The 22,139-nt window shown below is 48.4% G+C and carries 14 protein-coding genes and 3 tRNA genes; 12 read left to right on the top strand and 5 right to left on the bottom strand.

Annotated features, from left to right (window positions below):
- Nucleotides 1-60: 60 nt before the first annotated feature.
- Nucleotides 61-969, bottom strand: a complete 909-nt coding sequence (locus tag FOA19_RS11170; protein ID WP_149090908.1) for a tetratricopeptide repeat protein — start codon at nucleotides 967-969, stop codon at nucleotides 61-63.
- Nucleotides 966-1,934 (bottom strand): VWA domain-containing protein, encoded by a 969-nt coding sequence (locus tag FOA19_RS11175; protein ID WP_149090909.1) that lies wholly within the window; start codon nucleotides 1,932-1,934, stop codon nucleotides 966-968. The genes FOA19_RS11170 and FOA19_RS11175 overlap by 4 nt, the downstream gene beginning before the upstream one ends.
- A 281-nt stretch (nucleotides 1,935-2,215) precedes the next feature.
- On the opposite strand from FOA19_RS11175, the gene FOA19_RS11180 reads away from it, so the two are divergent.
- From FOA19_RS11180 to FOA19_RS11190, 3 genes are all read left to right on the top strand, one after another.
- Nucleotides 2,216-2,303: transfer RNA gene (locus tag FOA19_RS11180), tRNA-Ser, on the top strand.
- A gap of 113 nt (nucleotides 2,304-2,416) precedes the next feature.
- A tRNA-Pro gene (locus tag FOA19_RS11185) sits at nucleotides 2,417-2,490 on the top strand.
- 65 nt (nucleotides 2,491-2,555) lie between these two features.
- A tRNA-Arg gene (locus tag FOA19_RS11190) sits at nucleotides 2,556-2,629 on the top strand.
- Nucleotides 2,630-2,864: 235 nt separating this feature from the next.
- Here FOA19_RS11190 and FOA19_RS11195 read toward each other — a convergent pair.
- The 3 genes from FOA19_RS11195 to FOA19_RS11205 all read right to left on the bottom strand — a co-directional run bounded on the left by FOA19_RS11195 (nucleotide 2,865) and on the right by FOA19_RS11205 (nucleotide 4,797).
- A complete protein-coding gene (locus FOA19_RS11195) occupies nucleotides 2,865-3,266 on the bottom strand; it encodes a GlcG/HbpS family heme-binding protein (RefSeq protein WP_149090910.1) in 402 nt (133 codons plus the stop codon).
- Nucleotides 3,267-3,600: 334 nt separating this feature from the next.
- Nucleotides 3,601-4,152, bottom strand: coding sequence for a DUF4269 domain-containing protein (locus FOA19_RS11200; RefSeq protein WP_149090911.1), 552 nt, complete (start codon nucleotides 4,150-4,152; stop codon nucleotides 3,601-3,603).
- A gap of 96 nt (nucleotides 4,153-4,248) precedes the next feature.
- Entirely contained in the window at nucleotides 4,249-4,797 is a 549-nt protein-coding gene (locus FOA19_RS11205; RefSeq protein ID WP_190300372.1) for a hypothetical protein, read from the bottom strand.
- Nucleotides 4,798-5,616: 819 nt separating this feature from the next.
- Here FOA19_RS11205 and FOA19_RS11210 point away from each other — a divergent pair.
- The 9 genes from FOA19_RS11210 (at nucleotide 5,617) to FOA19_RS11250 (ending at nucleotide 22,039) form a co-directional block, all read left to right on the top strand.
- Nucleotides 5,617-7,995, top strand: coding sequence for a GH92 family glycosyl hydrolase (locus FOA19_RS11210; protein WP_149090913.1), 2,379 nt, complete (start codon nucleotides 5,617-5,619; stop codon nucleotides 7,993-7,995).
- Nucleotides 7,996-8,400: 405 nt separating this feature from the next.
- Nucleotides 8,401-8,730 carry an L-rhamnose mutarotase gene (locus FOA19_RS11215; RefSeq protein WP_149090914.1) on the top strand — a complete coding sequence of 110 codons (330 nt, stop codon included), beginning with the start codon at nucleotides 8,401-8,403 and terminating at the stop codon, nucleotides 8,728-8,730.
- Between the two features lie 104 nt (nucleotides 8,731-8,834).
- Nucleotides 8,835-9,248, top strand: coding sequence for a hypothetical protein (locus FOA19_RS11220; RefSeq protein ID WP_149090915.1), 414 nt, complete (start codon nucleotides 8,835-8,837; stop codon nucleotides 9,246-9,248).
- Between the two features lie 636 nt (nucleotides 9,249-9,884).
- Complete coding sequence (locus tag FOA19_RS11225) at nucleotides 9,885-12,656, top strand: hybrid sensor histidine kinase/response regulator transcription factor (protein ID WP_223808945.1); 2,772 nt, start codon at nucleotides 9,885-9,887, stop codon at nucleotides 12,654-12,656.
- Between the two features lie 588 nt (nucleotides 12,657-13,244).
- Nucleotides 13,245-14,582 (top strand): sugar porter family MFS transporter, encoded by a 1,338-nt coding sequence (locus FOA19_RS11230; protein WP_149091906.1) that lies wholly within the window; start codon nucleotides 13,245-13,247, stop codon nucleotides 14,580-14,582.
- 12 nt (nucleotides 14,583-14,594) lie between these two features.
- Nucleotides 14,595-15,506, top strand: a complete 912-nt coding sequence (locus FOA19_RS11235) for a carbohydrate kinase family protein (RefSeq protein ID WP_149090917.1) — start codon at nucleotides 14,595-14,597, stop codon at nucleotides 15,504-15,506.
- 13 nt (nucleotides 15,507-15,519) lie between these two features.
- On the top strand, nucleotides 15,520-18,549 hold the full coding sequence (locus FOA19_RS11240; RefSeq protein ID WP_149090918.1) for a SusC/RagA family TonB-linked outer membrane protein: 3,030 nt from the start codon (nucleotides 15,520-15,522) through the stop codon (nucleotides 18,547-18,549).
- A 29-nt stretch (nucleotides 18,550-18,578) separates the two neighbouring features.
- Nucleotides 18,579-20,318, top strand: a complete 1,740-nt coding sequence (locus FOA19_RS11245) for a RagB/SusD family nutrient uptake outer membrane protein (RefSeq protein WP_149090919.1) — start codon at nucleotides 18,579-18,581, stop codon at nucleotides 20,316-20,318.
- A gap of 233 nt (nucleotides 20,319-20,551) precedes the next feature.
- Nucleotides 20,552-22,039, top strand: coding sequence for a glycoside hydrolase family 32 protein (locus tag FOA19_RS11250; protein WP_149090920.1), 1,488 nt, complete (start codon nucleotides 20,552-20,554; stop codon nucleotides 22,037-22,039).
- Nucleotides 22,040-22,139: the final 100 nt, after the last annotated feature.

Consider the following 22,139-nt stretch of genomic DNA (forward strand, 5'->3'; position numbering starts at 1 on the left):
TATAAGCTGCAACTGCTTTAAGCCTTTTTTCCTGAAAACGGCCAATAATCAGCTTCGTATTTACCAATCTGGGGTGTTTTTGTCAGTTGTTTTGGTTTTTCTGCGAGGCAGTTGCTGCAGGTATTGGGCTTCTTCCTGACGCATAGCATCCAGTAACTGGCGGGCTTTTTCGGGGGAGAGCTGCAGTTTCTTTAGGCGTTCAAAGCGGGTTTGCAGCAAGGCATCTTCTTCGCGGGCGGCTTGGCTGCTTCTTCTGTTGCCGCCAGTGGCATTGCTATCCGGTCGTCCCTGGTTGCTGTAGCCTTTGTTCAATCCCTCATTCCTTCCGAAGTTTTCTTGCTTGTTCTCGGTTCCTGTGCCGTTCTGCGGAGTTGAAGCGCCTCCATTGGCGGTATTTCCTGGGCCTGTGCTTTGGTAACTGTTGGGGGCACCTGCTGCTGAACTGCCGTTTGCATTTGGTTGCCTAGAACCGCCCGGCCCATTCTGGTTCGTTCTCTTTTGGGGTGGTTTGGGTCCCTGGCGTTTTTCGGGGTGCAGCAACAAGTATTTCTGGAGCAGTTCAAAATTATAGCGGGCGGTGGCGTTCGTCTCCCTAGCTTTTAGGGCTTGTTTGCAGAAATCAATGGCTTTGGGGTAGTTTCCTTCCTCGGCTTCAATGACGGCTAACTGGGTAGCCACCGTGGAGAGCAGTTCTTTGTCCTGCGTTTTCAGCAGGGATCGGTAAAGCGGGGAGGCCTGGCTATACTCGTGCAGGTGAAAATAGGAGTGGGCCAGGTTCAGGGTGACAGTGGCGGGGGCTTGGCCGTCTTCGGCGTCGCGCACTTTTTCATACAACGCCGCAGCCTGCAGGTACTCCTTTTGTTTGTAGGCAGCCTCGGCTTGCTGACTGAACAGGTTCCGCTGCGCAATGCGTTGGAAACCATCAAACGGCAGGGAGACAAGTAAAATGATAAACCACCAGTAATTCATATCTTAAGCACCTGTATTGTCCATAAAACATCCAGCGCAATGAGCAGCAGGGCGGCCAGCAGGGGGTAAAGGTATTTATTTGCCGCTACCTCCACCACTTTGGCCTGGCGCAGCTCACTTTTAACGGTATTCACTGCGCTCAGCAAACGCGACATCTCACTTATGTTCTGATTTATCTCAAAGTAGTTGCCTTTGGTACGTTGGGCCACCTCTTTTAAAACATTGGCTTCTAGTTTGGTGAGCACAGTTTGGCCATTGCCGTCTTTCTTAAAGGTACGTCCCTCGGGAATCTTACCGCCGGCGTAAGTTCCGATGCCCACGCAGTACACCCGCACGCCTTGGTACACCAAAGTCGCCAAAGCGTCCTGCATATTTTCCCCGAATGTCTCGCCATCAGAGAAAATCACCAGTATTTTGGAGCGTTCCACCTCTCGGCTTGTTTCGGTTTCCCTGAACTTCTGGCTAGCCAACTGCAAAACCGGACCCAATTGGGCAGCCTCTGCGGGAGCCAAGGAAGTGCGCATGGATTGCACGAAGAGGTCCAACGCGCCGTGGTCGTAGGTAAGCGGACTGAGCACGAAAGCCTCGGAGGAAAAGCCGATGAGCCCAATGCGGTCGGCGTTGGAGTTTTGGATAAACTCTTGCAGTTCCAGCTTTACCTTCTCCAGCCGCGAAGGAGGCACGTCCTGGGCTTTCATGGACTGGGACAGGTCCACCGCCAGGTACACATCTTTGCCGTTGGTCCTTATTTCTTTGGTCATGGCCCCGAAAGATGGTCCTAGTAAGGCCACCACCAACAGCCCCATGTAACTACTCCTGATAATGGCTTTGACGTAGATGGCGTTCGCCTTTTGAGAAAACTGCCGGGCCAGCCGCTTTATCCTGAACAGGTAACCGCCATAGAGCACCCCAAAAAGGAGGAAGAAGAAAAACTCCATGGAAGTAAAAGGCAAATACCAAGTCATAGAAAAAGGCCAGTGCTTTATAGTGCGGCGGCAAGTTATAAAGAAAGAAACAAACGCCCGTTGCCCTTCTTTAGGCTACAAGACCGCTAGGGCAGGTGGTAAACACAGATGAAACGTCTGCCGCGAAAATAAATTTCAAAATTTCTCCTGGGCTAAGCCATTGTCATAGAAGCGGATGGTGGCCGAGGGAGCGGCAAAGGGGAAATTTTTTTAGGCGGGGCTTTGGTAATCTCATTTTAGTTCGGCTATATTTGCACACTCTTTAACAGAAAGGGATGCCCGGAGAGATGGGTGAGTGGCTGAAACCAGCAGTTTGCTAAACTGCCGTACCTCTAAAGGGTACCGGGGGTTCGAATCCCCCTCTCTCCGCGAAGTTTTTTTTGAAATTAAATTTTGAAAAGAAAACTTCATTTAATATCTTTGCACCGCAATTACGGAGAACAGAAGGTTTGAGAAGTTGGTCACTTTGTAATTGCAGGACTCGGGGTGTAGCGTAGCCCGGTATCGCGCCACATTTGGGATGTGGAGGTCGTAGGTTCGAATCCTGCCACCCCGACGAAAAAGGATGAGTAATGTTGGATGACTACAAAGACATTCTCCATTACTCATTTTTGTTTCGATGGTCTCGTAGCTCAGCTGGATAGAGCAACTGCCTTCTAAGCAGTAGGTCTTTGGTTCGAATCCAAACGGGATCACTTAGAAATCAGCCACTTATAAGGTAAAACTTGTAAGTGGCTTTTTTGTTTGTACACATTTAGCATCAATTTGCCCTATCACTTTCCCTCTAAGCTCACATTTAAGCTTTTCATAAATTTCCAAACAAAGAACCTCTCCTTGACATAAGGTCTCATTATGTGCCGCAGGCCACAAACAAAAAGGCCCCTCAATCAGAAGGGCCTTGATGGGGGAGGTTAGAGAGGTTTTAACCTGCTATGCAAGGGCTCTCACTCCGGCCTCCGCCACCGCATGGTCATTCTCCACCGTGCTTCCCGACACCCCAATGGCCCCGATGACCTCACCGTTGCCCCCCATGATCGGGAGCCCGCCCGGGAAGGTAATGAGCCCGCCGTTAGAATGCTCTATGTTGTAGAGAGGGCCGCCTGGTTGGGAGGCCTGTCCCAGGTTGCCGGTGGGCATGTCGAAGAAGCGCACCGTCCTTGCCTTACGGATCGCGATGTCAATAGAGCCCAGCCAGGCCCCGTCCATACGGGCGAAGGACGTCAGGTTGGCCCCGGCATCCACCACGGCGATGTTCATTTTCAGGTTCAGCTCCCTGGCCTTCTCCAGGGCTGCTCTGACTGCTTGGTCGGCCTTTTCCAGTGTTATTCCCATTTTGCTTGCGTATGTTCGGTTAGATGAATGATATGGTGCTTGATCCAGTATCTGATACTCTAGGCAACGGGAAAGGTTGGTGCAACCAGTACTTTGGGTGCAGATGGAATCCAATCGTTATAAGGGCACACCCGAAAGCACCTTCTTAGCGGACGTTACTTAGCTTTACATGACTATCGATTATATACCAAGAAGTAAGGCCCTGCTTATTACTAAGGTTGGATGAATAACGTTCCAGCAAAAAATGCATTAACCTATTTCTTGCGTAGAAAGGCTGATAAGCCAATTTATTTTATGCAGGAGTGACGGTTGGGCTGAACGGTTTTAATGCTTTTTAGCCCTTACTTGGCAGATAGGGTTTTAATTTTTCTTCATATTTTAAAAGTTCAAGATATGGATCTCCCTTCAATCCTAAAGCATGGGCAAAAGCCGGTTCCGTTTTAAATCCTTGCTCCTTAAGTTCCCTAATGGTTTGCCTGAACTGATTCCCCTTGGAAAGTAGAAAATAGTACTCTACTACCATGTGCCTGTAAGCATACTGCTCTTTCGAAGGTTTATTCTGCCCGAATATTTCAATTTCAAAGCCTTCAACCATAAAATTGGCAATTACGGTACGTTGATCCTGAACCATTGTATCAACTATCTGAAAGCCTTTACAACCGGAGAAATATTTTAACAGAATAAGCTTGAATTGATTGATATGTTCCCAGTAACAGACAATGTCCAGATCACTATTTGCTATATCAATGTCTATCGGAACTGTCCCTACCAATAGGGGGGAATAAGGTTGCAGACATTCCATTATTGAATATTGAGTAAGCACAGTATATGCGTCCTGTTGCTTTGGAGTACCTTTCTTCAGATATTCAATGATAGTGAAATCCATTCTTTTAGTAAACCTTTCTGCAAACGTATTTTTGTAAAAGACGGCAAGGCCTTCGGCCGAAGATGGCGTTTACACATTGTTAGCTTTAGTTCAATATCAATCTCTGCTAAAAGCCAATGCGAAATATTCATCTGGAAGCATTTTGAGTTCTTTAATCAATTTCACCTTTTTATTTTCAGTATTGCACTCAAGCTGGTCTTCAGCGACTGTTAGGCAGCTTTCCTGTCCGTTTATGTGGAGGTAGAGAAGGTGATAAGGCATAGGTGCTACAAATCCACCACAATCCTTGAGTACGACAACTGATTGTAATGTACTGATATTCAGCAACCTAAATTGTTTCCTGCTTCCCGAGATTTGTATTTCGCCAGTCTTCTTTTTTATACCATGCTCTTGCATCTTTTCCACTATCAGGATTTGGTAAACCGCATTTCCTGAATTCCAGAGAATTTTGCTGTACCCGATTCTACTGTAATGGTTGTATATGATTATAGAATCAATTCCTGAATTTCTAAGACTATCAGTAATCTGTTTAGACGTTTTCAATAAATTGGTGACGTGTTGGCTACCACAAATGGCGATACTTCCCTGTCCGTGAGATTTTATCCCGATTAGGAGTAAGCAAGATATAACAAGTATGAATTTCATTATATGAATTAAAGCCAACTAATAGATTAGCAGAACAACTCCGGTTATTGAACCTATGTGCGGAGTTAACATCCGTTTATCCATCTACCGTTGGTCGAATAAACGGAACTAGACTGCCGAATATAACATATATGGCTTAATAGACGCATTAGCAGGTTAAGTTTTCGCTTCAAAATAAAACGTGCTTAATATTTCTTGTTTGCAGCTAGTCTGCGAAGGTTCTGGCGCTTAGTTTTCCTTCAATTCAAGCAAATGGTAGGATCGTAGTAAGAAAATCGCACATACGGGTGTAAAAAAATAGATCGCTCACCTCGTACGGTGTGCGATCTATTTTTTACACCCCGATCACCCCTTGTTTGATAGAATCCTTTATAGATTTAGCTACACCCTTGCATAAAAGGCAATAAAATTTACATTTGTAGATATGTCTGAACATATAGGCAGAACCATTGAAGAGGCCATGGCTTTTTGGTTGTTCACCGCCTTTTGCCTGTGTGCGTTTTGGATGGTTTTGAGAGTGGTTTAGAAGGCCAAAGGTAAATTTTTGCAAGAGATACAGGATATGTGGGTTGCACATTAGGTATATCCTTGGGACTATAGCCAGACGCTTTGTTGTTTACAAGCGCCTATCCCGTATTTCCAGCAACAAGCCTGGGAATAAACAGGGGTAAACCCTTCATATTTAAATGCAGAGGATCTGCTTGCCAGAGGCTTAGGCAAAGGTCGGCTTGTCAGAAGAGAAGAAGTTGCTCAAGCCTGAATCCAGCCAGTTCAGTTGCTTTTTTTAAAATATAAGCAAAATACCAATCTGACGATCACATGAAAATACGAAACCTCCCTCTACCATCCTCTCTGCTTATCCTGTTCCTTGTTTTAGGCTCCTGCGCCGTTACCAAGAACGGGGAAGATGTACTCCGTTACGTGGATCCCAACATAGGTACGGCCCATAGCCGGTGGTTCTTCTACACCCCGGCCGCGGTGCCCTATGGCATGGCCAAGTTGGCTCCCTCCACCAACGGGCATTACGGAAATAAGGACGGGTGGGAGGCCGTAGGCTACGATACCCGCCACAACTCCATAGAAGGGTTTGTGCATTTCCATGAATGGCAGGTGGGCGGGGTAAGCTTTATGCCTACGGCCGGAGAGCTCCAAGTAAAACCCGGCGAACTGGAAAACAGCAGAAGCGGCTATCGGTCAGATTTTGACCGGAGAAACGAAGTGGCGCAGCCAGGCTATTACAAGGTTCTACTGGATGAGTTCAAGATCACCGCCGAGCTGACTGCCACCAAGCACGTAGGGTTTCACCGGTATACTTTTCCCCAAAACCAGCAATCAAGGATTATCCTGGACATAGGGAACGTGCAGGGCGAGAGCGGTTGGGTGACGGATGCTTCCATTGAAATGGTCGATGATACGCATTTCGAGGGTTTTGTCCATACCTACCCGAAATATGTAAAGAAATACGACCCAAAAGGGAAGGTTTCCATGTATTTTTATGGAGAGATAAGCAATAAGCCTTTGCGCGTGGGCTCATTTACGGAAAAAGGAGTAGAGGCTTCTTCCTCCGTAGCCACGGGCAAAGGAGCCGGGCTCTTCCTGGAATACAATACCCAAAACCAGGAGGCTATTGAAATCAAAGTAGGGCAATCGTACACGTCCACCCAGAATGCCAAATTGAACCTGTCCGCCGAAGCCGAGAAGCTGTCGTTTGACAAAGCAAAGGAACAGGCCCAAAGCGCTTGGCGGGAAGAGCTAAACAAGCTGCGGGTAGAAGGCCCTGATGAAAAGAACAAGGTTAAATTCTATACCGGTTTATTCCATGCTTTACTGGGTCGGGGCGTGGCCAGCGACGTGAATGGCTCCTTCCCCCGGCATGACGGCACGATCGGGCAGCTACCCCGCGACGCGAAAGGAAACTTTAGCTATAATTTCATGAACACGGACGCCATCTGGGGAGGTTATTGGAACCTGACGCAATTGTGGACCTTGGCCTATCCGCAGCATTACAATGACTTCGTACACACCCAGCTACAGGTCTATAAAGAAAGAGGATGGTTCGGTGACGGGATCGCCAACAGTAATTTTGTTTCAGGAGTAGGTACAAACATGGTAGGGTTGGCCATTGCGGCAGCTTACAATGCTGGAATCAGAGATTATGATACGGAGCTGGCCTATAAAGCAGTGTATGAAAATGAAATGGGCTGGAAAAACAGGGCAGAGGGTTCCGGTAAAATGGATGTGAAAGCCTTTGTGGAGCGTGGGTACAGTCCTTTTATAGGAGGTGGCAATGAATTCATTACTGATTCCACGGGGTCCACGTTTTCGGCGTCCCATACCATGGAGTACGCCTTCAGTGCCTACGCTGCCGCCCAAATGGCAAAATCCATGGGCAAAACAGAAGACTACCAGAAGTTAATAAAGTATTCAGACGGTTGGAAGCACCTGTTTAACCCACAGTCTAAATTGATACACCCTAAAGACCTCCGGGGCAATTTCATAACCTCGTTTGACCCAAATCAGGCTTGGAGAGGATTCCAGGAAGGGAATGCCATCCAATATACCTTTTTTGTCCCCCAGAACCCGGAAGCCTTGATCTCTGCAGTCGGCAAAGAGGAATTTAACACTAGGTTGGATGATATCTTTACCAAATCCCAGAAAAACGCTTTCGGGGGTGGTAAGACCATTGATGCCTTCGCGGGCATCAACTCCCTCTACAACCACGGGAATCAGCCTAACCTGCACATAAGCTGGCTCTTTAACTTTTCTGGCAAGCCATGGCTAACCCAAAAATGGACAAGGGCTATCTGCAATGAATTCTACGGTACAGAGGGCGTGCATGGCTACGGCTACGGGCAGGACGAAGACCAGGGCCAATTGGGGTCCTGGTATGTCATGGCAGCACTTGGCCTGTTTGACGTGAAAGGCTTCACTGATGCCAGACCTATCATCCAGATCGGGAGCCCTTTGTTTGACAAGGCCACGATAACCTTAGGGAACCAAAAGAAGCTTGTCATTGAGACCAAGAACAACCTGGCAGATAACGTGTATATACAGTCTGCCTCTTTCAATGGGAAGCCTTTGACCAATAACTGGTTGTATCTGGATGAATTAAAGAGAGGCGGTAAGCTAGAATTTGTCATGGGGAACCAGCCGAATGAAGCCTGGTGCGCTACGGTTCCCCCTTCGGCAGCACAATAGCGGCATCAGCGCCAGGCAATGGATCCTGAACGCTTAGCGCATTCCCCTAGATGGCCTACGATCGGTTTTTAGGGAACATTCCATGTACAGGGTGAATTTTTAAATACACAAAGAACCTTTATTACTTAGACTGGGAAAGACAATTCCTTGGTGGGATGTATAACCACCAAGGAAAACCCTGGGTAGTGCAGGGACTTTGGTGGCATTACCTTTACTCCGGTAATGTGGCTTTCCATCCAAACAGAGCGTTAGAGCCCCTGAAAGCCGCCGCCGAGATTCTCCTTTACATTAAGATATAGCAGTGCTAATGCGTGTAGAAGGTATGTTCTTTCTACTGGAATGGTTTCCCATTTAAGCGCGAACTTTGGAATTTTGAAGAGTATAAAACCCCTAAATCGTTATCCTATGCCTAGGCTGTGTTTCACCCTTGATCTGAAAGATGACGTCACCCTGATCGCTGAGTACGAGGCCTACCATGAAAAAGTGTGGCCAGAAGTAAAGGAAAGCATTACCCAAGCAGGTATTGAGCAGATGGAGATTTACCGGTGGGGCAACCGCTTATTCATGATCATGGAAGTAAGTAAGGATTTTAGTCCGGAGCGAAAGAGGGAAGCAGATGCGGCAAATCCCAAAGTGCAAGCGTGGGAGGAACTGATGTGGAAATACCAGCAGGCTTTGCCCGGCGCAAAGGAAGGGGAGAAGTGGCAGTCAATGAAAAAGATCTTCACCCTGTGAAACCAACTAAAGGAGAATGCCAACCTTCTACGCTTGGTCTTTTCAAATTGACGGAGGAATAGGTACCTTTGTTTCTTTCTCGCCTGACCTAAGATTCACGTAAAATGCGCCTATACAGCAGCCACCTGCTCACCTTAGACTATGACCCAAGCACGGATATTCTTTTCACAGAATGGCCCAGTGCTCACCCCTATAATCTAAACGAAGTAGACAAGGCCCTGCAAATTCTGGTGGAAACCATCCGGAATTACGATGTGAAAAGACTCCTTATTGACGCGAGCCAGACAAAGGTTGATCCCGATTTGGACGAGGAGCGCTATAAAGAAATCATCCTGAGGTTCGCCTACGACCTGATGAAGACACGCCTGCAGAAGTCCGCAAGGGTTTTAACCGCGGACAAAGCCCGTGAAGCAAGGTCCCAAGAGATTGCCCAAGAAGTCTCGCAGAAAACCCATTTATCCGTGCAGAGCCAGTCCTTCGCTACCAGGTCAGAAGCCCAGGCTTGGCTGCTGGAATAAGGTTTCTTTCCTCTGGGCCAGCTTGCAAGGTTATCAAAAAAAGAGGAATGTTCATCCAAACCTCTATTAACCTGATTATCCTTGTTCTCTTTTAGAGTCAGAATTAATGTCTCTTGATATTGTATTATCCCTTCTCCGGATTGATGGAAATAAACGACAAAGCAGACCAATAGAATAGGGGAAGTAAGTAGTAGTAATTTGGTATTTGCTTAATTGACTTGCTGTGAGTCGTTATTTAGAATTGTTTGTTTACCTCTGGTCCGGGTAACAAGTTGAGAAAAAAGGAGATTTTGTTGCCCCTGGCATAAAGAGATAAAGAGCCGAGGTCTCCGACTTTCGGCTCTTTGTATTTAGGTAGATAGTTGGCCCTACTGAAAATTTCCCCGTCTACCAGATACCTTAGCCGCTGTGCCTCTGCTCCTGAAGCTCTTGATGTAAATTTTCTAAACAATTCCTTTAGCCGCGCCGGCTGTCCTCGCTATCCCATTTGAAGATTCTTTAAAAAAGCGTAATTTAGGAGTTGGGAAATTGAGTTTTCCTCAGGAGGATGGATGGTTTTATTGAGTTTTCAAAAAAACACCGCAAAAACAGGCAGGCAAACACCGGTAGATGAGAAAGTTGATTTTTGAAATGAGGATGGCGTTACTCTTTCTGCTCCTGGTGTCCTTTTTGGCTTCTTGCAGAGAGGCCCAGGAAACGAAAGAGTTTACCATAGGTTTTTCCCAATGCACAGAGGGAGATGCCTGGCGGAAAGCTATGCACAAAGAAATGGCCCGTGAAGCATCTTTCCACCCAGAACTCAGCCTGCAAATCAAAGACGCCAAGAATAGCAACGCTACCCAAATAAAGCAGATCAGGGAGTTTATAAACCAAAAGGTTGATTTGCTGATTGTGTCGCCTAATGAATCTGAACCTATCTCAGGGGTAGTGGAAGAAGCCTTTGAGAAAGGAATCCCAGTCATACTGGTAGACCGCAAAATCAACTCCTCTTCTTACAGTGCCTACGTGGGTGCCGATAATTTCCAGATTGGTAAGTTGGCCGGAGATTATGTGGTGAATCTACTGAAAGGCAAAGGCAAGGTGATTGAAGTGTGGGGTTTGGAAGGATCCTCGCCGGCCATTGAGCGTCACAAGGGATTTCTGGAAGCCGTCCATAAGTTTCCGCAGGTCCAGGTAGTGGCACAGGTGAAAGGCGAGTGGGAAAAGGAAATCGCGAAAGACCGTTTCCCGGCTGTTTTTAAAGAGCACCAAGACGCGGATCTGGTGTTTGCGCACAATGACGTCATGGCGCTTGGCTCTTTTGAGAGCTTGAACGGCTTTGAGGCCCAGAGCAAGTTGAAGTTCATCGGGTTCGATGCGTTGGGTGGTCCTAACGGGGGTCTGCAGTTGGTAGAAGACGGTATACTGGATGCCACTTTCCTGTACCCTACGGGCGGGGAGGAGATCATCCAACTGGCCTACAACATTCTGCATAACCGCCCCTTTAAAAAGGAGAACATCCTCAACACCACCGTTATTGACGAGCGCAACGTCCATATTCTTAAACAGCAGACCAATAAGATTATCAGTCAGGAAGAGAATATTAACCGGCAGCAAAACAAGATCAACGAGCAGATCAAGATCTACAACAACCAGCGGACCCTGCTGTACATCCTGGTGTTTAGCTTGACGGTGATTATTGTGCTGGGGGCTTATGCGCTGTACTCGCTGAAAGTTCGGCACGAAACCAACCGGGCCTTGATTGCCAAAAACCGTGAAATTTTGCAGCAGCGGAATGAGATAGCCGAGATGGCCAAAAAGGCCGAGAAAGCCAATGAGGCAAAACTCAAGTTCTTCACTAACGTGTCACATGAATTCCGGACGCCGCTTACCTTGATTCTGGGTCCGGTAGAGGACGCGCTGCAAAGCAATATTTCCCTCGGGTTAAAGAAAGACATGCTGCTGGTGCGGCAGAATGCCCTGCGCTTGCTCAAACTAGTAAACCAGCTCATGGATTTCAGGAAGGTGGAGCGTAAGAAAATGCGCCTGCAGGCCACCGAGAACGAGTTAGTGAAGTTTGTGGAGGACGTAGTGCAGTCTTTCGAGCGGTTGGCCAAGAAGCGGCACATCCAATTAAAAGTCATTTCTCGGCTGAAGGAAATCAACGTGTACTTTGACAAAGATAAGGTAGACAAGATCCTGTTCAATCTGCTGTCCAACTCCTTCAAGTTCACCAAAGAGAATGGCCGCGTCACGCTGCTGATTGAATTGTCTGATGACCGAAACCATGTGCTGGTCACCGTAGAGGATAACGGCAAAGGCATGACCCCCGTTCAGGTAGCCAATGCCTTTGACCGGTTTTACACCGCCGAGGACAATGCCAGCCTGGGGACCGGTTTGGGCTTGGCGCTTTCCAAGGAATTCATCAAACTGCATCACGGCGAGATTTCGGTGGTGAGCAAAGAGCGCGAAGGCACCCGTTTCACTTTTAGCCTTCCTTTGGGAAAAGAGCACCTAAAAGAAGAGGAAATCGTTCAGGAAACCACCAAAGCTGGGCAGAATGCGCCATTGATGGCCGGTGTCCTGGATGCGGACTTGGAGTTGCATACGGGCAGTCTGGCACAGGAAGATTCACCTACTGTAAAGGAGCACACCATTCTAGTGATTGAGGATAACAAAGAACTCCGGGAGTTCCTGGTTTCCAGGCTTACCGCCGATTTCAACGTGGTAGACGCGCCGCAGGGGAGCTTTGGTTTGCAGCAGGCCTTTGACATCATCCCAGACCTGATTATCTGCGATGTGAACCTGCCGCAGAAAAACGGTTTGGAAATTACTTCTGCCCTGAAGAACGATGTCCGGACATCCCATATCCCGGTGATTCTGCTGACCGCCAAAGATAGTTTGGAGCATAAGATTGATGGTATCCAGGCCGGGGCCGATTTGTATGTGACCAAACCGTTCAGTTTCCTTTACCTGCTGGAGCGGGTAAAAGGCCTTATCAGAAACCGGGACCTGCTCAAAGTCTATTATAATAGCGCCATCTCGGTAGACACTAAAACGCAGACGGCCCAACCAAAGCAATTGGATAAGAAGTTCATCAACGAGGTGGCCGCGCTGGTGGATAAAAACCTGCAGAACCCAGACCTGAGTGCGAATGACATCGCCGCTGGGTTGGGCATGTCCAGGGTGCATGTGTACAGGAAAATGAAGGCCTTGCTGGGTTACTCTTTGAACGACTACATCGTGAATACCCGGCTCAAGAAAGCCCGCCATCTGCTCTTGAACAGCCAGATGAATATCTCAGAGATCGCGTACGAAGTGGGCTTCTCTTCGCCGGCCTACTTCTCTACCGCCTTCAAGAATCACTTCAACATGAGTCCCTCAGAATTCAAGGCCTCCAGACCAGGTAAAGAAAAGACTCAGGTTTAGGAGTTCTGTTTTAAAGGACCTCACTTCCATTAGGCACATCCCGTTTAGGAGCCGTTTTTATGAAATCGGCCCCTAAACGGGATGTGCTTTTCGCCTTAGAAGCATTCCTCTAATCACTTTACTTACAACCATCGGATAAATGGAATCTCGCTATTTTACTTTCCTAAGGCTTTCTGCTTGTTAGAGATGATATAGGATTACAGGCTTCTGTGCGTCAAGATATTTCAAGGCAAATCCAAAATGCAAAGAACCATAAAGTTACAGGAGGCTTTGGTACTCAAGAGGAGGATTTTAGCAAAGTCTTAAAATGCCTTACAGTTGGGTTCTCCTTTCTGCATGATTTTCAAAAAACGGGCTATAAATAGATAAACCTCATTTTGGATCTGGGCAGTAACCTTGGAATATGTATCATTTTTGGAACACTGGTTACAAATACGAAAGAGGGTATAAAATTGTAATAGGTTAATTAACTGATAATCAGTTAATTGTAAATAAAAACCTTTAAGTATCAAAATGAATGCTTTTTGAGATTCTAATGAAATAGGAGAGTACTTCAGGCGTCTACCTTTGAGAAAAACATTTAAGTTCATGGTAGGCAAAAAAGTATTCTTCTGGTCCATTGTGGTTGCATTGGGCGGATTCCTGTTCGGGTTTGATACCGCGGTTATTTCGGGGGCTGAAAAGGCAATTCAGCAGTTGTGGAACCTGAATGTGTTTGAGCACGGCCTAACGGTGGCCATTGCTTTAGTAGGAACGGTGCTGGGTTCTTTAACCGGCGGTATTCCCTCAGACAAGTTCGGGCGCAAGAACACCTTATTTGGGATTGCAGTCCTTTATCTATTAGCCTCGGTGGGCACGGCACTGGCCCCTGACTGGTATACCTTTCTCATCTTCCGCTTCTTAGGCGGAATTGGGGTAGGGGTCTCATCGGTAACAGCTCCACTTTATATCTCAGAAATTGCTCCTGCCAAATCAAGGGGCAAACTGGTGGCCTTGTTCCAGTTTAATATCGTGTTCGGGATTCTGATGGCCTATGTGTCCAACTATGCCTTTGCTGGGCTAGGGGAGCACGACTGGCGCTGGATGCTGGGTATCCAGGCGGTTCCTTCCATTATCTTCCTAGTAACGGTGCTCATGGTGCCTGAAAGCCCAAGATGGTTGTTGCTCAAGCGCGCTGATAAAGTGGAGGAAGCCAAAAGAACCCTGCAGATTGCCAATCCCGGGGCCAACGTGAACCAGATCGTGGCCGACATCCTCATCTCGGCGCAGGAGCGCGACGACCATGGCAACAAGCCGGCTTTGTTCTCTAAAAAATATTCCCTACCCATTACCCTAGCGGTGCTGTTCGCCTTCTTCAACCAGGTATCGGGCATCAACGCCATCATTTATTACGCGCCGCGCATTTTTGAAATGGTAGGTTTGGGGCAGGAATCGGCGTTGCTTTCCTCGGCGGGCATTGGGTTGGTGAACTTCCTTTTCACGCTTTTGGCCATGAACGTGATTGACCGGTTCGGTCGGCGCTCGCTCATGCTCATTGGGTCTGTGGGGCTAATCCTTACTTTGGCTTTGGTAGCGAAGGCTTTCTACCTGGAGGAATTCAACGGCATAGCAGTTCCCATCTACCTGTTTGTATACATTGCCTTCTTCGCCTTCTCCCAAGGAGCGGTGATCTGGGTGTTCATCTCTGAGATTTTCCCTAACCAGGTGCGCGCCTCGGGTCAGGCCTTGGGCAGCTTCACTCACTGGATCATGGCTGCCATTATCGCCTTCAGTTTCCCTTATATCTCAGAGACCCTGGGCGGCGGCAATACCTTCCTCATCTTCACCGGCATGATGGTGCTGCAACTCCTGTTTGTATGGCGCCTGATGCCGGAGACCAAAGGTACCTCCCTGGAGAAAATTGAAAAAAGCGTTGTATTCCATTAATCCTTAGCCTGTATGAACCAGAAGATAGTTTGTTTCGGAGAAACCTTATGGGATATCCTGCCCAGCGGAAGAATGCCAGGCGGCGCCCCCATGAACGTGGCCATCCACTTGCACCACAACGGTTTTGATCCGGTGGTGGTGAGCCGGGTAGGCAGCGATGACCTGGGAAAAGAACTCGTGGCTTTTCTGCAGGAGCAGAAGATTAACACAGATTACCTGCAGACCGGGCAGACCCACCTCACCGGCATTGTAAAAGCCAATATCTCAGACCGCAACGAGGTCACTTACAAAATTGTGGAACCCGTGGCCTGGGACTACATCCAATTAGAGGAGCGCACCGCGCAATTGGTTTCTGAGAGCGACCTTTTCATTTATGGAAGCCTGGTAGCCCGCGGCGCCACCTCCCAGGATGCCTTGCTGCAATACCTGTCCTTGGCCCAGAAGAAAGTTTTTGACGTGAACCTTCGGCCGCCGCATTACACTACTGAGCGGGTATTGGCTCTGTTAGGCCTAGCCGATATCGTGAAAATGAACCACCAGGAACTGGCCGAGATCTGCACCTGGCTGGGAACCGAGGGCGACATGGTGCAGCAGATGCAGTTCATCAAAGAGCATTTCGGGCTGGAGCTAGTCATTGTGACCCGCGGCGATGAAGGAGCCGCGGCTTTCTCCCAAGATGGGTTCTTTGAGCATGAAGGCTTCCAGGTAGAGGTAGAAGACACCATTGGCAGCGGCGATGCATTCTTGGCCACGTTTCTAACCAACCATCTCCAAGGCAAGCCCATGAACCAAATCCTGGAGAGAGCCTGCCTTATTGGGGCGTATGTAGCCACCCAACGGGGAGCCACGCCCACCTATGACCCTGCCAGCATCACCCCAGATTCTCTGAAGAAAGACACGCAACCTTATAAGCTTCACATCTAAAAACCTTACCTATATGAAAAGATTCCTACACCTAGTCCTCATTTTGTTCTGCATGGCTCAGGCCGTGAAAGGACAAGATGTAGGGGAGATAACCGGGCAGGTTGTTTCAGCTGATAAGAATGAGCCATTGATAGGAGTATCTGTGGTAGTAAAAGGAACCACCACGGGTGCGGCGACAGATGCCGACGGCAGATTCACGGTAAGAGCAGCCAGCAACTCCATATTAGTGGTGACCTACATCGGTTTCCTCTCGCAGGAAGTACCCGTGAACGGCAGAAGTAATGTACAGATCAGCTTGCAGACTGACGCCAAAGCCCTGGAAGAAGTAGTAGTGACCGGTTATACCAGTGAGAAAAAAGCTGACATCACCGGCGCAGTATCTGTGGTGAAGATGAAAGATATCACCAGCATTCCAACTGGTAACGTAATGTCTTCTCTGCAAGGTCGCCTACCTGGCGTAACCGTAGTGAACGACGGAACACCAGGCGGGGTAGGAACAGGGGTTTCTATCAGAGGTATTACCACCATCAATAACAGTACTCCTTTGTATGTAGTGGATGGCGTGCAAACGAGGGCCAATGTGGCCACGCTGTTGAACGCGAATGATGTGGAGTCCATTCAGGTATTGAAAGATGCCGCTTCGGCTTCCATTTACGGTACCCAGGCGGCTAACGGGGTAATCATCATCACCACCAAGAAAGCCAAGCAAGGCGAAATCAAGGTCGATTTTGACGCGCAGCTAAGCGCTCAGTACTTCCACACCGGCATAAAAATGCTCAATGCCCAGCAATGGGGAGATGTTTACTGGAAAGCATACCAGAATGACGGAGTCCAGCCCCGCCATGATCAATATGGTAGCGGACCTACCCCGGTGATCCCTGAGTTCATTGATCTGAACAAAACCATCAGAGCTGGCAATACCAACTGGGCAGATGAGGTGTATAAAACCGCGCTTCTCCAGAACTACAACGTGTCAGTTTCCAAAGGATCAGAAAACGGATCTGCCTCGCTCTCCTTCAATTACTTTGACCAGGATGGTTTGATCAAGTACACCAATTTCAACCGGTACAATGTGCGCTTGAACTCAGACTATGGCTTTTTCAAAAACAGGCTTAGAATAGGAGAGAATGTAAATGTGAGCAGATGGACTGAGAAGTTCAAGCCCGGCGGAGTTGAAGAATTAGTGATAGCCCAACACCCCTTAATTCCGGTGTATGATATCAATGGGGGCTATGCCGGACCCACGCAGGGTCTTGGTGACAAGCCCAATCCCATCCGGTTGTTGAATCAGCAAAGAGAGAACCGATCCAACCAATGGCGGATCTTCGGTAACCTGTTCGCTGAATTGGAGCCGATAAAAAACCTTCGGTTGAGAACAAACTTGGGTCTGAATTACAACAATAGCTTCGCCTCTAATTTTGAGCCCAGATGGAGAGAAGGGGACCGCACCGTTGACCTAAATATACTGAATGTCACCAACGGCAATAACCTGGAATACATTTTCACCAACACGGCTAACTACACAGCTCAATTAGGCGAACATTCCTTTTCTGCCTTGGCGGGCATGGAGGCCAAAGAATATACCAGCGAAGAGCTTTTCGGCCGCCGGGTTAATTTCCTGATTGAAGACATAGATTATCGGTACCTGAACGGGGGAAGTGGCGCGCAACTGAATGGGAACTCAGCTTCCCGCACTGCCATGGTTTCCTACTTCGGGAAAGTGAACTATGCCTTCATGGATCGTTATCTGCTATCCGGAACCGTGCGGCAGGATGCTTCCTCTAGGTTCGGGAAGAACAATAATGAGGCCGTGTTCCCGGCTGTCTCCGCTGGTTGGAGAATCAGTGAGGAAAGTTTCCTGAAAGATGTTTCTATCCTAACAGACCTTAAACTGAGAGCAAGCTGGGGTAAGACCGGGAATGACCTGATGGATAATGAGGCTACGTATACCAAGTACGGCATTAACCTTAACACCGCCGGCTATGACTTGGGCGGCGTGAACCAGGGGGTGATCCCAACCGGCATTGTGAAAATCAGGTCCGGAAACCAGAATATCAAATGGGAGGTAACCACCCAAACCAATTTTGGGGTTGACCTAGCCATGCTGAACAACCGGTTGAATGTGACCCTAGACTACTTCAATAAGGACACCGAAGACATGTTGATTGATCGGCCTTATATAGCCATCATTGGCGAAGGTGGGTACATGGCCTACAATGGTGCCTCCATGAATAACAAAGGGTTTGAAAGCATCATTAACTGGCGCAGCAGCATTGGTAGCGATTTCAACTATGACATTACCCTCACCGGTTCTGTCTACAAAAACAGGATCACCTCTTTGCCAGAAGACATCTTGTATACCTGGGGTGGCGGTAACGGGCTTGATCAAAGCATTGTAGGCCAACCAATAGGATCCTGGATGGGATATAAAACCAATGGCCTATACCGCACCGAGGCAGACTTGAACGATGAAATAGACCAGCCAGGCAAGGGCTTGGGCCGGATCCGCTATGTAGACATCAACGGAGACAAGGTGATTGACAACAAGGATAGAACCTGGTTGGGTACTGACCTTCCTAAGTTCACCGGCGGCTTGAATCTGGGCATGAACTACAAATCTTTTGATGCCTCCATCTTCTTTACCGGCATGGTAAGAGATGCCTGGAACAACGCCAGGTTCTACACAGATTTCTTCCAGCTTTGGACCGGAAACCATGGCACCAGATTGCTTGATGCCTGGAACCCAGAAGAGAACTTTGACTCAGACATTCCAGCCTTGACTGCGGTGAACCTGAATGATGAAGGGCGTGGGTCAGAATACTTCATTGAAAACGGCTCCTACCTTAAATTGAAGAACCTGGTGGTAGGATATACTTTACCTGCCACAATTTCAGGGAAAATTCGGGTGAAAACGCTAAGAGCTTATCTACAGGCCCAAGACTTGTTCACCCTGACGAAATACACCGGCGCAGATCCTGAGACCCTGGGGTATCCTTACCCAATTCCGCGCACGGTCACTTTTGGGGTAAATGTTGGTTTCTAAGCATTTCAAACAATCCAAAGACTACTATCATGAAATATAACTGCATAATCATAGCATTACTTCTTGTCTTCACTTCCTGCTCAGATGATTTCCTGGAGTCAAAGCCCAAGGGAACGCTAAGTGAGGACATCCTGAAGTCACCCAATGGGGTAGAAGCGCTTTGTACGGCTGCCTACTCGGCTTTGGCCGGCCCAGAAGGGTCAGATGCTGCTTTCTTATCGCCTACCTCTAACTGGATTTATGGCGAGGTACGGGCCGAGACCGCATATAAAGGGGGAGGCGGGATTGGGGATATAGGGGAATACCATGCCTTTGAGACTTTTACCGGTGTTTTCGCCAACAACGGGTTATTAGACCGGAAATGGTACCACCTATACATCAGCGTGCAACGCGCCAACAGCGCCATCAGGGTGCTGAATGCCATGACTGATGAGCAGTTTCCTTTGAGAAATGTAAGGCTGGGCGAGATGAGATTTCTCCGGGCCCATTATTACTTTGAGCTGAGCCGCCTGTTCAACAAGATCCCTTACTTTGATGAAAATGTTCCCACTGAAGAACACATCAACATCAAGAATGATGAGTTCACCCGCGACCAGATCTTGGAAAAGATTGCAAGTGAATTTGCCGCGGCCGCAGCGGTCTTGCCACTTACCCAAACTGAAAAAGGAAGAGCCAATAAGTATGCTGCCCTGGCTTACCAGGCCAAAGCAACCTTATACCGCGCCTATAAGCAGGACGAAAACCACAACGTCATCAGTGTAGACCAAGGTTTGATGAGCCAGGTGGTGAGTCTTTGCGACCAGGTTGCCCAAGGCGGATATGATTTATTGCCCGATTTTCAGCAGTTATCTATGGTGGAGCACGAAAACGGAATCGAGTCAATTTTCTCTATTCAGTACTCCATCGGCGACGGAACCACCAACGGACGCATTAACTGGAGCAACCTGTTGAATGCCCCTAAAGGTCCTGCCTATAACGGGGATGGTTTTTACCAACCTAGCCAAAATCTGGTGAACTCTTATAAGACAGATGCTAATGGTTTGCCACAACTGCAAACCTACAACAACACCGATCTGGTGACGGTACAGGATGCCTTCCAGACTTCAGTTGATCCCCGCCTGGACTTTACCGTGGGCCGCTTGGGAATCCGCTGGAAAAACTTTACCGGTGGCCCATACAATGAATCCTGGGTGCGTGAACCAGCAACTTATGGCTACTACAGCACCAAGAAGTTCCTAGTGTCGCCGGAGTCGCCTTACATGGTGAAAGGCTGGCCTTGGGGAGGATCGGCGCTTAACCATCAGATCATCCGCTACGCCGATGTTTTGCTTTGGAAAGCCGAGGCGCTGATTGAACTAGGACGGGAAATGGAAGCAGTGCCTTTGATTAACCGAGTGCGGGAAAGAGCCAAGAACAGCAAGTATGTTCTCGCCTGGAATAATGCTGGCCCAACAGATTACGCTGCCAACTACAAAATTGAGCCTTATCAGCCCGGCACCAACGTGAACTGGACACAGGATTTCGCCCGCCAAGCCCTCCGGTTTGAGCGCAAGTTGGAGCTGGCCATGGAAGGGGAGCGCTTCTTTGACCTGGTACGGTGGGGAATCGCGGAGCAGGTGCTGAACACTGAATACTTTGCGCAGGAAAAAGATGTGAGAACTTACCTGCAAAACGCCCGCTTTGTGAAAGGCCGTGATGAGTACTTCCCAATCCCGCAGGCCCAGATCAACTTCTCTGCCGGCCTCTACACCCAGAATCCCGGGTATTAATCAGCCATCTTTGAAATCGGGCAGAAGACGTTTTCTGCCCGATTTATCAAAAAGACCCTTACATCAGCTTGATATCCTTTTCACAGGAAATACTGCAAAAATGGGAGTTTAGCTTTTGAGGGGTAACCAAAGCAGCCGTCTCTTTAGGGGCTTGGTTCCTCTCAGGGGCAAAGCACTTACTGATTTGCGTTTTGAGAATTTTTATTCAGAAATGCTTTAAAACCAAGATATAAATGGGCAATCTCAAAGGATTAGTTGCTACGTGCCTTTTAGGGATCAGTGCCACTGTTGGCTTCGGGCAGAAAGCGGCTCCTGAGGTGTATAAGGAGCCTTACCGGCCCCAGTACCATTTCAGCCCGGCCAAAGGATGGATTGGCGACCCCTGCGGTTTTATGTACTACCAAAACAAATACCACATGTTTTGGTGGGGCAAGGTCACCTCAGAAGATCTGGTGCACTACAAAGAGGAATCGCCCAAAGTAATGAAAGGCGACAGCGGAGGGATTGCCTACTTCACCGGCTCGGCCTTGGTAGACAAAGATAACACCGCCGGCTTCGGACCTAACACCCAGATAGCGGTCTACACCCTCTTCAATGAAAAGACGAAGAACCAATCACAGGGTATTTCCTTCAGCAAGGACGGCAAAACCTTCCAATACTATGAGGGGAACCCGGTGCTGGATATCGGCAGTACCGAGTTCCGCGACCCCACGGTGTTCTGGCATGCGCCTACCTCCAAGTGGGTGATGGTGGTGGCGAAAGCCCTGGAAAAGAAAATAAAGTTTTACTCCTCTCCTGACTTGAAGAAGTGGACCTGGCTTAGTGATTTCGGGCCGAAAGGAGCCCAGGAAAAAGCTTGGGAATGCCCGGATATTTTCCAGCTTTCGGTAGACGGAAATCCGGATAAAAAGAAATGGGTGATGGTGGTGTCCATTGACTGGGCCAGAGAGCAATACTTCATGGGCGATTTTGACGGGACCAACTTCACCCTGGACAAAGACCATCCGGAACATCCGCTTTATGTAGACCAGGGACTTGATTTTTACGCCTCCCGCACCTTCATGGATTTTGACAATACCCTCAAGACCACAACTTCTTTGGGGTGGGTAGCCACCTGGGATTACGCGCCCTTGGCTCCCACCAGTTGGGGGAAAGGCTTTTGGTCCATCCCCCGAGACCTGGAATTGAAAACTTTCCCGGAAGGAGTGCGCCTGGTGCAGAAGCCCATCAAAAACTTGGAGACGCTCAGAGAATCGCAGGTTTCTTTCAAGCAGAAACTGAGCAAAGGAACCGAAGCCCTGAAGAAATTTGCCCCCACGGAGAATGTGTATGAACTGGACGCTACCTTCTCCACGGAGGTAGAGAATACGGTTGGGTTCAACCTTTGCGTGGGCAGCGGCAGGAAAGTGGCCGTGAGGTATGACACCAGAACGCAGCTTTTGACCATTGACCGCACCAACTGTTCTGATGTTCCCATTGAGAAATTTGCCCGGACCACTTCCGCCAAAGTAACGCCAGTCAAGGGCAAAGTCAGGATGCATTTTTACGTGGATAAATCCAGTATTGAGCTTTTTACCAACGAAGGGAAAGAAGTCTTCACCCTGCTTACTTACCCCGCAGACACGCAGACCGGAATAGAAACTTTTGCAGAAAAGGACGGAACCAAACTTGAGTTGACGGCTTACAAACTAAAATCCATTTGGAACAACAGCAAGCTATGAGGCCATGCTCTCCTGCTAAATAGCGAACTCAAAATTCCAGAATCAAAGCCTAAAATGCATCGGTAGTTCGTTTCTACCCTCTTTCAACAAAAACAGCCTA

This window comes from Rufibacter hautae (assembly GCF_008271695.1).
GTDB classification, from domain to species: Bacteria; Bacteroidota; Bacteroidia; order Cytophagales; family Hymenobacteraceae; genus Nibribacter; species Nibribacter hautae.

Excerpts from the sequence above, each read along its gene's own strand:
- FOA19_RS11205 (WP_190300372.1), bottom strand. The coding sequence starts at position 4,797 with ATGAAATTCATACTTGTTATATCTTGCTTACTCCTAATCGGGATAAAA.
- FOA19_RS11235 (WP_149090917.1), top strand. The coding sequence starts at position 14,595 with ATGAACCAGAAGATAGTTTGTTTCGGAGAAACCTTATGGGATATCCTG.
- FOA19_RS11195 (WP_149090910.1), bottom strand. The coding sequence starts at position 3,266 with ATGGGAATAACACTGGAAAAGGCCGACCAAGCAGTCAGAGCAGCCCTG.
- FOA19_RS11245 (WP_149090919.1), top strand. The coding sequence starts at position 18,579 with ATGAAATATAACTGCATAATCATAGCATTACTTCTTGTCTTCACTTCC.
- FOA19_RS11175 (WP_149090909.1), bottom strand. The coding sequence starts at position 1,934 with ATGACTTGGTATTTGCCTTTTACTTCCATGGAGTTTTTCTTCTTCCTC.
- FOA19_RS11225 (WP_223808945.1), top strand. The coding sequence starts at position 9,885 with ATGGCGTTACTCTTTCTGCTCCTGGTGTCCTTTTTGGCTTCTTGCAGA.
- FOA19_RS11200 (WP_149090911.1), bottom strand. The coding sequence starts at position 4,152 with ATGGATTTCACTATCATTGAATATCTGAAGAAAGGTACTCCAAAGCAA.
- FOA19_RS11215 (WP_149090914.1), top strand. The coding sequence starts at position 8,401 with ATGCCTAGGCTGTGTTTCACCCTTGATCTGAAAGATGACGTCACCCTG.
- FOA19_RS11240 (WP_149090918.1), top strand. The coding sequence starts at position 15,520 with ATGAAAAGATTCCTACACCTAGTCCTCATTTTGTTCTGCATGGCTCAG.
- FOA19_RS11250 (WP_149090920.1), top strand. The coding sequence starts at position 20,552 with ATGGGCAATCTCAAAGGATTAGTTGCTACGTGCCTTTTAGGGATCAGT.
- FOA19_RS11230 (WP_149091906.1), top strand. The coding sequence starts at position 13,245 with ATGGTAGGCAAAAAAGTATTCTTCTGGTCCATTGTGGTTGCATTGGGC.
- FOA19_RS11220 (WP_149090915.1), top strand. The coding sequence starts at position 8,835 with ATGCGCCTATACAGCAGCCACCTGCTCACCTTAGACTATGACCCAAGC.
- FOA19_RS11210 (WP_149090913.1), top strand. The coding sequence starts at position 5,617 with ATGAAAATACGAAACCTCCCTCTACCATCCTCTCTGCTTATCCTGTTC.
- FOA19_RS11170 (WP_149090908.1), bottom strand. The coding sequence starts at position 969 with ATGAATTACTGGTGGTTTATCATTTTACTTGTCTCCCTGCCGTTTGAT.